The 13405-nt window shown below is 75.5% G+C and carries 12 protein-coding genes; 8 read left to right on the top strand and 4 right to left on the bottom strand.

Annotation, left to right across the window (positions count from 1 at the left end):
* Positions 1 to 19: 19 nt before the first annotated feature.
* The gene (locus NDAS_RS24100; RefSeq protein ID WP_013155870.1) at positions 20 to 1588 is read right to left on the bottom strand and encodes a PucR family transcriptional regulator; all 1569 of its coding nucleotides are present in this window, start codon (positions 1586 to 1588) and stop codon (positions 20 to 22) included.
* 197 nt (positions 1589 to 1785) lie between these two features.
* Between NDAS_RS24100 and NDAS_RS24095 the strand changes: the two genes are divergently transcribed.
* On the top strand, positions 1786 to 2274 hold the full coding sequence (locus NDAS_RS24095; RefSeq protein WP_013155869.1) for a GreA/GreB family elongation factor: 489 nt from the start codon (positions 1786 to 1788) through the stop codon (positions 2272 to 2274).
* A 785-nt stretch (positions 2275 to 3059) separates the two neighbouring features.
* Positions 3060 to 3452 (top strand): nuclear transport factor 2 family protein, encoded by a 393-nt coding sequence (locus NDAS_RS24090; protein ID WP_013155868.1) that lies wholly within the window; start codon positions 3060 to 3062, stop codon positions 3450 to 3452.
* 170 nt (positions 3453 to 3622) lie between these two features.
* On the opposite strand, the gene NDAS_RS24085 is transcribed toward NDAS_RS24090, so the two are convergent.
* The gene (locus NDAS_RS24085; protein ID WP_013155867.1) at positions 3623 to 4228 is read right to left on the bottom strand and encodes a TetR/AcrR family transcriptional regulator; all 606 of its coding nucleotides are present in this window, start codon (positions 4226 to 4228) and stop codon (positions 3623 to 3625) included.
* Positions 4229 to 4674: 446 nt separating this feature from the next.
* Between NDAS_RS24085 and NDAS_RS24080 the strand changes: the two genes are divergently transcribed.
* Positions 4675 to 5778 (top strand): WD40/YVTN/BNR-like repeat-containing protein, encoded by a 1104-nt coding sequence (locus NDAS_RS24080; protein ID WP_013155866.1) that lies wholly within the window; start codon positions 4675 to 4677, stop codon positions 5776 to 5778.
* Position 5779: 1 nt separating this feature from the next.
* Positions 5780 to 6064: a ubiquitin-like small modifier protein 1 gene (locus tag NDAS_RS24075; RefSeq protein WP_013155865.1), complete on the top strand. Its 285-nt coding sequence runs from the start codon at positions 5780 to 5782 to the stop codon at positions 6062 to 6064.
* Positions 6065 to 6308: 244 nt separating this feature from the next.
* Here NDAS_RS24075 and NDAS_RS24070 read toward each other — a convergent pair whose 3' ends face one another.
* Positions 6309 to 7679, bottom strand: coding sequence for a DUF418 domain-containing protein (locus NDAS_RS24070; RefSeq protein ID WP_013155864.1), 1371 nt, complete (start codon positions 7677 to 7679; stop codon positions 6309 to 6311).
* A 151-nt stretch (positions 7680 to 7830) separates the two neighbouring features.
* Here NDAS_RS24070 and NDAS_RS24065 point away from each other — a divergent pair, with 151 nt between their 5' ends.
* A complete protein-coding gene (locus NDAS_RS24065; RefSeq protein ID WP_013155863.1) occupies positions 7831 to 9087 on the top strand; it encodes a sensor histidine kinase in 1257 nt (418 codons plus the stop codon).
* 5 nt (positions 9088 to 9092) lie between these two features.
* Positions 9093 to 9791 carry a response regulator gene (locus NDAS_RS24060; RefSeq protein WP_013155862.1) on the top strand — a complete coding sequence of 233 codons (699 nt, stop codon included), beginning with the start codon at positions 9093 to 9095 and terminating at the stop codon, positions 9789 to 9791.
* Between the two features lie 251 nt (positions 9792 to 10042).
* On the opposite strand, the gene NDAS_RS24055 is transcribed toward NDAS_RS24060, so the two are convergent.
* The gene (locus NDAS_RS24055; protein ID WP_013155861.1) at positions 10043 to 11530 is read right to left on the bottom strand and encodes an SDR family NAD(P)-dependent oxidoreductase; all 1488 of its coding nucleotides are present in this window, start codon (positions 11528 to 11530) and stop codon (positions 10043 to 10045) included.
* Positions 11531 to 11812: 282 nt separating this feature from the next.
* Between NDAS_RS24055 and idi the strand changes: the two genes are divergently transcribed.
* Both idi and NDAS_RS24045 read left to right on the top strand, forming a co-directional pair.
* Positions 11813 to 12370 (top strand): isopentenyl-diphosphate Delta-isomerase, encoded by a 558-nt coding sequence (gene idi, locus NDAS_RS24050; RefSeq protein WP_013155860.1) that lies wholly within the window; start codon positions 11813 to 11815, stop codon positions 12368 to 12370.
* A gap of 224 nt (positions 12371 to 12594) precedes the next feature.
* The gene (locus NDAS_RS24045; protein WP_013155859.1) at positions 12595 to 13305 is read left to right on the top strand and encodes an HAD family hydrolase; all 711 of its coding nucleotides are present in this window, start codon (positions 12595 to 12597) and stop codon (positions 13303 to 13305) included.
* Positions 13306 to 13405: the final 100 nt, after the last annotated feature.

Raw genomic sequence — 13405 nt, 5'->3', positions numbered from 1 at the left:
GGCGGACACGGGTGTCGGTTCAGAGCGGGTGAGGCCCCTCCTCCCCGGGCGGGTCCGCCACGAGCGCGGCGAGCGCGACCGTCATCGCCACCCGGGCCCGCGGGTCGTGCAGCGGCAGGTCCGCGACCCGGCCCATCCGGCGCAGCCGGTACCGCACCGTGTTGGGGTGCAGGCCCAGCAGCTCCGCCGCCCTCCCCAGGTCCCCGTGCACGTACAGCCAGGCGCGGAGCGTGCGCGCGTGGTCGGTGCCGTGCTCGGCGTCGTACCGGACCAGGTCCGCCACCGGGTTGCGGACGGGCATGCGCCCGGCCTCGGCCACCAGGCGCAGGCGGCGCAGCAGCACGGAGTCCCAGGCGTCGTCGTAGACGACCGCGTCGGCGCCCTCGGGCGCCTGTCCGTGCAGCGTCAGGCACTCGTCCGCCTCCTGCCTGCTGGCGGGCAGGCCCGCGGCGTCGGCGGTGCCGCCCACCCCGGCCACCACGCCCAGCCGGTCGGGCAGGCCGCGCAGCGTCGAGCGCACCCACTCCACCGCCGGAGCGGGGTCGTCCCCGCACGGCAGCACGGTGTACACGGTGGTTCCGAGCAGGGTGCTGCGTCCTGGACGCGACCAGCCGAAACCGGTGGTGACCTGCTCGAACAGGTGCAGGATCGCGGCCTCGGGCTCGGTGCGGGCGCGTGCCTGGAAGGCGATCACCCGCAGCCCCGCCCCGAGCAGGCCGATCCGCCCGGCGGTCTGCGCCGGGTCGGCCGAGCCCTCCAGCAGGTCGATCACCGACTCCGACTCCACCTGCCGCTCCAGGTCGCTGCTGACCCTGGCGCGCAGCATGTGCAGCCCGACCGTGTGCGCCCCCTCGCTCAGCGCCCGGGAGCGGTCCGCGTCCAGGGGCGCGTCGCACGCCACCCACAGCGTGCCCAGGAGTTCGCGGCCCACCCGGATCGGCGCGGCGGTGCGTCCGCCCATGTCGAGTTCGGGTATCCCCGGTACGAACCGGGGGCCGGTCGCGGCGGCCAGCCGGGTGAGCACCCCGTCGGCGTCGAGGCGTTCGCGGACCCGCTCGGGGACCCGCCGGTCGACGAGGGTGTCGCGCCGTACCCGGTCGGTGCCGCCCTGGGAGGCCGAGTAGGCCACCACGCGCGAGGCGCGGTCCTCGATGGTGACGGGTCCGCCGACCTCGGCGGCGACGGTGTCGGCCAGGGTGAACAGGTCGCTGGGGCCGCGCCCGGCCTCGGTCTCGCGCCCCTCCAGGACCAGCCCGTAGACGACCCCGGAGACCTGGCTCCACGACACGGCGGGCTCCACGACCAGGAGGGCGGGGCCGCCCTCGCCCAGGCGTGCGCGTACGTCGTCGCCGGGTTCGGTCGCGGACCGGATGATGACGACGGTCGCGCGGGCCTGCTCGGCCAGGCGCACCGCCTCGGCGGCCGAGTCCACGCCGACCGCGAGGAAGGCGTCGCCCAGCTGCGGCACGTCGTCGGTGGGATCGTGCATGGCGACGCTGCGCAGCTCCCTGCGGCGCAGCGGCTCGGGGCCGACGAGCCGGGCGCCGTAGCCGCCCAGGACGTTGACGAGACGGTCGAGGTGGATCACGCCCGCTCCTTTCCCCGGCGGCGGAGTTGTTCCGCGGCCACAAAGGGGCCTCACCTGATTGTCGCCCGAGGATAACGCCCGGCCCCGTCCCCGTGGACACACTCGTGGTAGGTGACGGCCCCCGTGTCGGCCGCCGCTGTGCTCGCCCCGTCCGTGGACCCGGTCCGCGGCGCGGGCCCTGAAGACAAGGAACGTTCATGGCCAGGACCACCGACCGATGGATGACCCGGGAGGCCTACGAGCGGCTCCGGGAGGAGCTCCGGACGCTGCGCGCGCTCCCCGACGACGACCCCGGCACCGGGGCGGACCGGGGCGCGGGGGACGTACTCCCCGCGCCCCGCTACATTCACGACCCCGCCGTGCGGCAGGCGCGCGTGCACACCATCGAGCGGCTGCTCAGCGAGGCCGTCGTGGACGAGGCCGCGCCCGACGACGGGATCGCCGCTCCCGGCAAGGTGCTCACCATCCGCTACGACGGCGAGGAGGAGGACGAGGTGTTCCTCCTCGGCGTCCGGGACGCGTCCGTGGCGGACCGGATGACGGTGTACTCCCCGGAGTCCCCGCTGGGCGCGGCGCTGGTGGGCGCCCGCCAGGGCGAGCGGCGCACGTTCACCGCGCCCCGGGGCGCGGTCATCGGGGTCACCCTGCTCAGGGCCGAGCCGTACCGGGCCGCCGTCGTGCACTGACCCCGGCCGAGGGGAGCCGCCCGGGCCGGGAGACCGGGGAGGCGCGGAGAGGACGGGGACCGGGGGGAACGTTCGCTCCCGGCGGGCGCGCGGCGCCCCGGCCGAGGGGCCCCGCCTGGACGGGCGGCCGGAAAGCGCGGGGAGGACGGCAAGGTGCTCCCCGCGCGCCCCTGCACAGGGGATTTCGGAGAGGGGTTCCGGCGCGGGAACGCGTCGCGGGGTTTCTCCGCCGCGTGTTCCAGGGCTTTTTCCCTCGGTTTCCCGTGCTCCTTCCGACGCGCTTTCCCGCGCGTCCTCGTCGTACCCGGTTCCTCGCCGGGGAAAGGACGTCGGCGGGGGGACACAGGGGAAACCACTTCTCACGGCCTCCCCGGGGACGCCCCGGCCACGCGGAACACCAGGTCCGGGCGCGCCCTCCCCCGCCGTCACCCGCGGCCCGGCCGCCCGTGCGCGGCGGCGCCGGAGCGGCGCGCGCCCTCCCGCGGCGGCGCCCGCGGAGAACGGCTTCCGAACGGCGTTCCCGGCCTGCCCGGACACCGGGGAAAACGTCAGACCGGAAATCGGGAAAACGCCCTCGCCGTCTTTTCCCACGGGGAACGCCCTTTCCCTCCGGAGGGAAGAGCACACCGCCCCGAAGGCGCGGGGGGCTTCCTCCACGACCCGCGCGCACCCTGTTCCCGGAGGGGGAAGATCACGACCGCCCGGTTCCGGGTAGCGGGTTGGGGGAGCCCGCGGGAGCACGCGGGCCGAAGGAACGGACACCCGACGCAGAGAGGGCGATGCACATGAGCGCGGACACCGACGACGCGCGCTGGGCGCCGGTCAGGGACTGGCACGCGGCGGTGAGCGCAAGGGACCTGACGGCGGCGAAGGCGGTCGCCGACCCCGGCATCAGGGTCGGCGGCCCCCAGGGCTCCGCGCAGGGCGTGGACGCCTTCCTGGACTGGGTCCGCGACTCGGGCATCCGCATCGAACCGGTCGGCTGGCACACCGTGGACGAGCACCGCGTCGTGGTGGAGCAGGACGCCGCATGGCCCGGCCGCGCCGACTCGGGGCCCGAGGCGGCCCCGGTGCGCACCGCGACCCTGTTCGAGGTGCGCCACGGCCTGATCACCGCCGCGCTCCGCTACGACGAGGGCGTGGAGGCGGCCCTCGACGCGGCCCGGCGCACGTCCTGACGCCGTGGACGTGCCGGGGCGCCGCGAGCGCGCCGGCCGCGTCCAGGCGCGCACGCTCCGGACCGCGCGGGTGTCCGGGACGCCGTGGGCGTACCGGCCGCGCGACACGGCCCGGGGCGGCCGGTACCGGTATCGGTGCGCCCCGGGTCGGTGCGGGGTGGGGGCCCGGGTCAGGGGGCCGCCGGTCTGCCGATGGTGTGGAGGAGGACGTGCGCCTCGTCGAGGCGGGCGGGGAAGGCCTCCGGGTTCTCCGCCAGCCGCATGGCGGTCAACTCGCAGGCCATGGCGGTGTGGGCGGCGAGCACGGCGACGTTCTCGACCGCACCCGCCTCCACCAGTGCACCGGCGAACCGGTGGGCGCGCTGCTGGCGGGTGAGCAGGTAGCGCGAGCGCAGCTCACCGCTCTCCCGGAGCAGGCGCGCCAGGACGGCGGAGTGGGCCGGGGAGAGCGCGGTGTGCGGCCTGACGGCGGCGTCGGCCTCCCTGAGCAGTTCGACGGCGGCGCCGAGGTCCTCGCCCAGCGGCCGGGGAGCCTTCTCCAGCACGTAGGCGCACATGCGGTCGGCCTCCGCCCCGTCGTCGGCGAACAGCACCTGCTGTTTGTCGCCGAAGTACCTGAAGAAGGTGGTCCGGCCGACTTCCGCGCGTTCGGCGATCGCGGCGACCGTGACGTTGTCGAATCCGTGCTCCGCGAAGAGCTGGAAGGCTGCTGACACGATCATGGCCCGGGCCTTACGCCGTTTGCGGGCGTGGAGCGTGTCGGGGGGGTGGTGCATGAGGCGACCCTATCGAGTGGGGATCCGGTTCTCTTTGGTACGCGGGACCATTGGGACGGTAGTCCTGAAACGCACCGCGAGACCGGGGAGCGGGAAGTCGTCTGTCCTGTTGTAGCGGGAACGCATCCGGTGGGCACAGTCCGAAACCCACGCGGGCGCACTGGTTGGCCCGGAATTTTATTGCAGAGCGGGGTTCGTCTGACAACCGCCTTCCGGACCGTGCGGAACATCTACCCGGAAAGCGGTTCGCCTCTCAGCGGATTTCGCCTTCCGCGCGGCCGGAGCGGGAGCCATTCCGGTTCAGTCCCCATTGAACATCTTCCAGGAAAACGTTCGGTTTCCTTACAGTTTCCCGGCCGGGGAACGCGGCCCGCCGGGGCGCGCGACCGCCGATTGTCAGTGGCCTGTGCCACAGTGGAGACCTCGATCCCATTCTGGAGCTGGTCATGGCATATCTCCTGGTCATCGGCACACGCAAGGGGCTCTTCACCGCCCGCAGCGAGGATCGGCGCGCGTGGGAGGTGAGCGGCCCGCACCGGCTCGACTCCGCGGACTACGCCAGCATGAGCGCGGTGTACGCGGTCGGCGTCAACCCGCACAGCGGCCGCATCCTCGCCGGAGCGGAGAGCTCGCACTTCGGACCGAGCGTCTGGTACAGCGACGACGGGGGCGCCACCTGGCACGAGCCCGGGTCCGCGCCCATCGCCTTCCCCGAGGACACCGACGCCTCCCTCGTCCGGGCCTGGCAGTTCGCCTTCGGCGACGACGCCGACACCGTGTACGCGGGGGTGGAGCCGCACGCCCTGTTCCGGTCCTCCGACGGCGGACTGCGCTTCGAACTCGTCCGCGCCCTGTGGGACCACCCGCACCGCGCCGACTGGTTCCCCGGGGCGGGCGGCGGCGCGGTCCACACGATCCTGCCCGGGATCCTCGGCGCGGGCGAGCGCGTGCCCGGAGCCGTGACGGTGGCCATGTCCACCGGTGGTGTCTACCAGACCCGCGACGACGGTGCCAGTTGGGCTCCGGCCAACCGGGGGATCTCGGCGGTGTTCCTGCCCGACGAGGAGCCCGAGTACGGCCAGTGCGTGCACAAGGTGGCCGCCGGGCCGGGCGGCGTGCTCTACGCGCAGAACCACCACGGGGTGTACCGCAGCTCGGACCCCGCGGGGAAGGGGTGGACGGCCGTGGAGACCGGCCTCCCCACCGACTTCGGGTTCGCGGTGGTCGCCCACCCGCACCGGCCGGAGACCGCGCTCAACTTCCCCGTGGTCAGCCAGGAGGTGCACCTGCCGCCCGACCACCGGCTGGGCGTGTACCGGACCGACGACGGGGGCGGCAGCTGGCGGCCGTTCACGCAGGGCCTGCCGCGGGAGCCCTACTTCGGGATCGTGCTGCGCGACGGCGCCTGCACCGACGGGGCGGACGTGCCCGGGTTCTACTTCGGCACCCGGTCGGGCGACGTCTACGCCGCCACCGACGGCGGTGACGGCTGGCACCCGGTGGTCCAGCACCTGCCCGACGTCCTGTGCGTACGCGCCGCGGAGGTGTGAGATGCGGGTGACGGTACACCTGCCGGGTCTGCTGAGGGCCGACGCCGACGGCGCGGCCCACGTCCCGGTGGAGGTCGAGGACGGGACCGCGCTGGGCGGGGTGCTGGACGCGCTCACCGCCCGGTATCCGGGGCTGGACAGGCGGATCCGCGACGAGCAGGGGCGGCTGCGCCGCTACGTCAACGTGTTCGTGGACGAGGACGAGTGCCGCGGGGCCGGCGGGCTGGCGGCGCCGGTTCGCGACGGCGCGGACGTGCGCGTGCTGCCCTCGGTCGCCGGGGGCTGAGGGGGACCCGCACGACGTGCGGGTCGTCCGGGAGCCCCCCGGGGGCAGGGCGGGCGGGGCGCCGCGCGACTTCCGCCGACACCTCCGTGGGGCGGTGCCCCGGACGGGCGTCCCCGTCGGGCTGGCGCGGTGACCGGAAGGGGTGCACCGGTCCGCCGCCCCATGGCTCTCTCCGGGTGGGACCCGGTTCCGCAACCGCCGGCAGGTGAGCACCACCGCCGCCGGAAGCGGTCGGGTTCCGGTGTCAGGCCGGGTCCCCGCTGGCGGCCGGGAGGCCGGACCGCCGACCGGAGCGCTCGGCGCGCAGGGGCACCGGGCGCAGGTGGGTCAGGCTCCGCCACACCCACTCCAGCGGACCGAGCCGGAACCGGCGCGCCCACAGGTGGGCCAGGACGGCGGTCGCGACGAAGTAGGCGGCGGCCAGGGCGTACTGGGCCAGCTGGGGGACCGTCCCCTCGAACGGGCCCATGACCGCCAGGAACACCGCCGTGCTGCCCAGGTACACCGTGAGGGTCATCCGCCCGAGCGGGGCCAGGGTCCCCAGCACGCGCGCCGCGCCCCGTCCCCTGAGTACCAGCCACCACACCAGTCCCAGGTAGAGCAGGGCTCCGCCCAGGTTCAGCAAGGTGTTCCCCAGGAGGACGACCACGGTCTCGCCCACGGACCGCACCGGCGCGCCGTCGGCGCCGAACTCGGTCGGGAACACGACGCTGCCGACGAGCATGAGGGCCACGCTCAGGACCTGGACCACCGCGCCGAACACGAGCATGCGCAGCGGCAGGCGGGAGGTCCCCTCCGCACCGGTTCCGGGCTCGGCGGTGAGCTCCGGGCGGCGGGCCAGCCACACGCCCACGCAGAAGAACCCGAGGGTCTGCGGGACCAGCATCGCCGAGGCCCCCCAGGTGTGGTCCCCGAGGAACGGCGAGAGCAGCAGGTCCGACACCGGCACGGCGGCGAACAGCACGGCCGCCGCGACCAGCGGTCTGCGGCGGGACCCGCCGAGCAGCAGCGGCACCAGCGGGGTCAGCAGCAGCGCCGCGACCGAGTACTGGGTGAGGATGTCCCCGTCGAAGACCGCCAGGTGCGGAAGTCCGAACAGCAGGCCCAGGACGGCGTAGCGGCGCAGCATCACCGCCGCCGGACTCCCGCCGCGCCGGGCGGCGGCCCGCCACGCCAGGACCACGCCCGCGCCCAGCAGCACCATGAGCATGGTCCTGGCCCTGCCCGACATGAGCAGGGTGAGCCCGCCGTCCACGAGTTCGCTCAGCACGCCCGGGACCCGGTCGCCCGACATCTCGACGGGATAGACCACCGAGGACGCGTTCATCATGACCACGCCGATCATCGCGAGCGCCCGGGCGACGTCCAGGAACACCACGCGCCGCGCGGGGGACGGCAGGCCGGGACCGGCACCGTCGGACGCGGCTGCGCGCCGTGCCCCGGCCGTGTGCCGCGCCTCGGTCCCCGCCGTGCGCGGTTCCCCGCTCCCGGCCGTGTGGAGCGCCCCGCCCTCGTGCCGTGCCCCGGCCGTGTACCGCCCCCCGGCACCGACCGGGTGGTGCGTCCCGTCCCCGTGCCGTTGTGCCCCTGTCGTGTCGTACCCCGCCTCGCTCATGCGGCGCCCTCTCCCCTTCCGACGTCGAACGGCTCCCAGCCTCGCCTCCGGGCCCGTGCGCGCGCATCGACCGAACGGCCGACGCCCGGACCCGCCCGCCTCGTACCTTCGGCCGAGGCCCGCCGCGTCCGCGCGGCCTACGCTGGTCGCCATGGCCATGAACAGGGTGTTCGCGACGCGCGGCGGCGGCCGGACCAGCGGTGCGCTGTCCCGGATCGCGCCGTGGGCCGTGGCGTGCGTGCTCGCGGTGCTGTGGGCGCTGGACCTGCTGCGCGTTCACGGCGACTTCTCCCGCCCGGACTGGATGGGGCCCCCGCACTCGGCCATGGACTACGTGCCGGTGGTCTCCGGCGGGGTGGTCTGCGTGCTCGCGCTGCTCACCCTGCGCCCGTCCTCGGGACCGGTGGCGACCGCGGTGTCCGGTGCGGCGGCCGCGGCCTCGGTGCTGGCGGCCTCCGCGGTGCTGTGGCCGCTGCCCATGGGGGAGGCGTTCGGATACGCCCTGGCGGGCTCGGAGGTCAGCGGGCTGCTGGTGCTGCTCGCGCTGGCCGGGCTGCGGTGCGGCCCCTGGCAGATCGGCGCGGTGTCCCTGTGCGCCTTCGCGGCCACCCTCTCGGACTACCTGCGAGAGCCCGTCCCCTACTACGCGAGCCTGGCCAACACGTCGCTGACGTTCGTGGCCGTGGGACTGGCTCCGGGGCTGTACCTGCGGTGGCGGGAGGCCCAGCGGCGCGCCCATGTGGAGCACGCCCGGTCCCAGGAGCGGCTGGCGATCGCCCGCGACCTGCACGACGTCGTGGCGCACGAGGTGACCGGCATCGTCGTCCAGGCGCAGGCGCTGCGCCACATCGCCGACCGCGACCCCGGCGCGGTGCGGAACGCGCTGCCCGAGATCGAGGCGGCGGGGGCGCGCGCACTGGAGTCCATGCGCGGGATGGTCTCGCGGCTGCGGGAGCCGGGCGACGTGCCGCTGGCCCCGGACACCGCCGCGGGGCTGGCCCGGCTGGTGACACCGGCGGCCGGGGGCCGACCGGAGGTGGCGGTACGGTGCCGGGGTCCCGTGGAGGCCCTGCCGCCGACCGCCGGGACGGCGGTGCTGCGGATCGCCCAGGAGTCGGTCACCAACGCGCTGCGGCACGCCCGGGGCGCCGCCCGGGTGGAGGTGTCGGTGGAGGCCGGAGCGGAGGAGGTCGCGGTGCGGGTGAGTGACGACGGCCAGGGGGGCTCGGGACCGGCCGGGGGCGGGTTCGGCCTGGTCGGCATGGCGGAACGGGTGCGCCTGCTCGGCGGCGTGTTCTCCGCGGGCCCGCGTGACCGGGGCCGGGGCTGGGAGGTGGCGGCGCGGCTGCCGCTGGACCGGGCGGGCGAGGGCCCGGAGCGACGTTCGACTGTCGGGGAGCAGGGGTGAGGGTGATGCGGGGGTCCCAGGAGGCCGGAGGGGAGCGGGCGGTGCCCGGCGGCGGCGAGGCGCCGATCCGGGTGCTGCTGGCGGACGACCAGGCCATGGTGCGGACCGGGTTCCGGTACATGCTGGCGGCCGAGGACGGCGTCGAGGTGGTGGGCGAGGCCGGTGACGGTCTGGAGGCGGTCCGGCTGGCGCGGGAGCTGCGCCCGGACGTGGTGCTCATGGACATCCGGATGCCGGGGGTGGACGGCCTGGAGGCCACCCGGCGGCTGGCAGGTCCGGGGGTGGCCGACCCGCTCCGGGTGGTCGTGGTGACCACGTTCGACCTGGACGAGTACGTGCACGCGGCGATCACCGGAGGGGCGGTCGGATTCCTGCTCAAGGACGCCGGACCGGCCCTGCTGGTGGAGGCGGTGCGGGCCGCCGCCAGGGGCGACGCCCTGGTATCCCCGAGGGTCACCGTGCGGCTGCTGCGGCACTTCGCGGCGGCGCCCCGGTCCGCGCCGGGGGACGGCGGGCTGACCGTGCGGGAGCTGGACATCGTGCGCGCGGTGGCGCGGGGGCTGACCAACACCGAGGTGGCCGGGGAGCTGTTCGTCACCGTGAGCACGGTCAAGACGCACCTGGCGAGCGTGCAGGCCAAGCTGGGGGCGCGCAACCGCGTGGAGGTGGCGGCCTGGGCCTACCGCAACGGGCACGCGGAGTAGGCGGAGTAGGCGGAGCCTCCCCGGGGCGGCGCCGGTGCGCCGCGCGGTGGCGCGCGGGCGGGACCGGGAACCGTCCGGCGGCGGAACGCGTCCCCCGGCCGCCGTGCCGCTCCCGACAGGAGCGGCACGCCCTCCAGCCGCTCGCGGGCGGCGGTTGTCCACAGCCTCCCGCCGCCTCTACCGCCGCCGGGCCCGATGCGGTTTCCTGGGATACGGGGGGTCCCCGAGGGGATCCGGCTTCCGGTTGCCCTCTACCAGTTGGCGGGGGCGTAGTCCTTCAGGAAGCACCCGTGCAGGTCCTCTCCCAGCTCGCCCCGCACGATGGGGTCGTACACGCGCGCGGCCCCGTCCTCCAGGTCCAGGGGCGCGTGGAACCCGGCCTCGACCAGCCGCTCCTTCTCCGGGTGCGGGCGCTCGTCCGTGATCCACCCGGTGTCCACGCTGGTCATCAGGATTCCGTCGGACTCCAGCATCTCCTGGGCGCTGGTGCGGGTGAGCATGTTGAGCGCGGCCTTGGCCATGTTGGTGTGGGGGTGCCCCGGCCCCTTGTAGCCGCGGCCGAACACCCCCTCCATCGCCGACACGTTGACGATGTAGGTGCGGCGCGCCGGGGACGCGGCCAGGGCCGGGCGCAACCGGTCCACCAGCAGGAACGGCGCGCTCACGTTGCACAGCTGCACCTCCAGCATCTCGACGGGGTCGACCTCGCCGATCCGCCGCGTCCAGCTGTTCACCGGGGCCAGGTCGGGCACCAGCCCTCCGGCGTCGATCGCCGTCCCGGTGCGCACCCTCTCCATCGACGCGGAGCCCGTGGTCAGCGCCAGGGAGGTGAGCATGGCCGGAGTGAGCGCGTGGGTCGCCGGGGCGTCCCGCCCAGGGTCGGCGCGGTCCTCCAGGGCGCGCGGGCGCACGCCGCCCAGCACCAGCGGCTCGGGGAGGCCCTCGCCCGTGAGCGGTTCGGCCTCGGCCTCGACCAGCGGCCCGTAGGAGCCGGGCGAACGGCGCACCGTCTGGGCCGCGTTGTTGATGAGGATGTCCAGCGGCCCCTGTTCGGCCACCGCGTCGGCCAGCCGCAGCACCTGGGCGGGGTCGCGCAGGTCGACGCCCACCACCCGCAGCCGGTGCAGCCACTCGCCGCTGTCGGGCATCGCGGCGAACCGGCGCACCGCGTCGTTGGGAAAACGTGTGGTGACGGTCGTGTGCGCGCCGTCCCTGAGCAGCCGGAGTGCGATGTACATGCCGATCTTGGCCCGGCCGCCGGTGAGCAGGGCCCGGCGCCCGGTCAGGTCGGTGCGGGCGTTGCGGCGCTCCCTGTTGAACGCGGCGCACGCGGGGCACAGCTGGTGGTAGAAGGAGTCGACCTCCCGGTACCTCTCCTTGCAGATGTAGCAGGGCCGGGGCCTGCTCAGCACGCCCGCGAGGGCGCCGCCGCTGCCGCTGGTGAGGGCGCGGCCGTTGGTCTCGTCGTCGATCCGGTCCGGCGCCGCGGTGGCGGTGGCCGCGAACACGGCCCTGTCGTGGGCCTGGCGGGCGGCCTGGCGCTCCTTGCGGCGCCGCTCCTTGACGTTCTTGAACAGGCGGGCGGTCGCGCGCTGGAGGGCGACCGAGTCCGGGTGGTCGCTGGGCAGCTCACCGGCGCGGGCGATCACGTCCAGGCACGCGGCCAACCGGTCGGGGTCGATCCGCTCCGCCGGGTGCTCCGACTCCTCCGGCAGCGTCCGGGTACCCGTGTCCGTCATCGTCTCTGTCACCGCTCCACCGCCGCGCCGCGGTCGTCGCGGCCGGCCTTCCGTTCCCTGTGTCCGGTGGCTCCCGACTCGGGGCCATCAGGAACTGTATGCGCACCCCGGGACCGCGCGGAGCGCGGTCCCGGGGAGCCGGTGCGCATCGGGTGGGAGTGACGGGTGAGTATGGGAGGGGAGAACGTCACCGCGTGGGGAGTACGGACCGTACGCGTGTGACGCAGGAACGAGGGCCGACCGGGCGGAGCGCGGCGGTCCCGGAAGCGGGGGGTAGGAGCCGTGACCCAGCACAGGGCCGCCGCGGGCGCGGAGGGCGGCGCAGAGCGCGAACTCGTGGTTCTGCTCGACGAGGAGCACCAGCGCGTGGGCGTCGCCGACAAGGCCACCGTGCACACCCGGGAGACACCGCTGCACCTGGCGTTCTCCTGCTACGTCCTGGACGCGGACGGGCGGGTGCTGATCACCCGCCGGGCCCTGGGCAAGACCACCTGGCCGGGGGTGTGGACGAACAGCTGCTGCGGCCACCCCGGCCCGGACGAGGACCTCGACGCGGCGGTGCGCCGCCGGGTCGGCCAGGAGCTGGGGATGCGCGTCAGCGGGGTGCGGCCCGCGCTGCCCGACTTCCGGTACCGGGCGGTGTCGGCCGAGGGGATCGTGGAGAACGAGTTCTGCCCGGTCTTCTGGGCGCGTGCGGAGGAGGGCCCGGACCCCGACCCGTCGGAGGTGGCCGAGTACGCGTGGACGGAGTGGGCGGACCTGGTGGCGGTGGCCGAGCGGACACCGTGGCTGCTGAGCCCGTGGGCGGTGGAGCAGATCCCCCGCCTGGACGCGCTCTGAGCCGAGCGGCGGCCCGGGAACGGGAGCGGATCCGGGGCGCCGTGCGGCGGAGGCGGGAGGAGGCGCGCGCCGGGTACCGGTCGCGGGGACGGTGGGCGTGAGGGCTGCGACCGGGTGTCCCGGAGGCACGGGGGCGGCGATCGGGTGTCCGGGAGGCGCGAAGGACCCCGCGCCCGGGTAGGAACGGGGTGGCCGTTCCCGACCCCCTCCCTGGAGCCGCTCCCATGTCCGAACGCCCCGCCGGGCGACCGCTCCGCCCGGCCGCCCTCGTCCTCGACGTCCTCGACACCCTCTTCCCCCTCGCGCCCCTGGAGTGGCGGTTCCGGGAGGCCGGAATCCCCCGGGTGCTCATGACCCGCTGGTCGGACCACCTGCTGCGCGACTCGTTCGCCCTGGCCCTGGTGGGGGGCGACGGCGCCGACCGCTCCTTCGAGGACGTGGTCCGGGGAGCGCTGCGCGACATCACCGGCCACCAGATCGCCCCCTCCGCCGAGGACGCCATCATCGGGGGGCTGGCCGAACTCGACCCCCGGCCCGAGGCGGACGCCGCGCTGCGCGCCGCGCGCGGGGCCGGAGTGCCCGTCGCGGTCCTGGGCGACCACGACGACGCGCTGGCCCGGAGACTGCTGGAGCGCGCCGGTCTGCCCGACCTGGTGGAGGACGTGCTGGCCGCCCGCCCCGCCGGGGAGTGGCGGCCCGCGCCGGGCGCCTACCGGGCCGCCGCGCGGTCCCTGGGAGTCGCCCCGGAGCGGCTGGCCCTGGTCACCGCGCACGGATGGGACGTCGCCGGGGCGCGGCACGCGGGGCTGGTGACCGGCTGGTCCTCCCACCTGGAGGGGCGCTTCCCGTCGGTCTTCGCCCCGCCGGACGTCTCGGACCGCGACCTGGCCCGGACGGTGGAGGGACTGCTCTCCCTGCCCGCCGAGCGCCCCTGACCGGCGGCACCGCGAGGCGGGGCGGCCCCGAACCGCGCGGGGGCGGTCGCCGGAGGCTCCCGGGGCGCTCCCGCGCCCGCCGGACCGCTGACGGCCAGCT

It is taken from the genome of Nocardiopsis dassonvillei subsp. dassonvillei DSM 43111 (genome assembly GCF_000092985.1).
Lineage (GTDB): Bacteria > Actinomycetota > Actinomycetes > Streptosporangiales > Streptosporangiaceae > Nocardiopsis > Nocardiopsis dassonvillei.
Note: the sequence above shows the minus strand (reverse complement) of the source record. Positions and strands in the feature narration are given on the sequence as shown.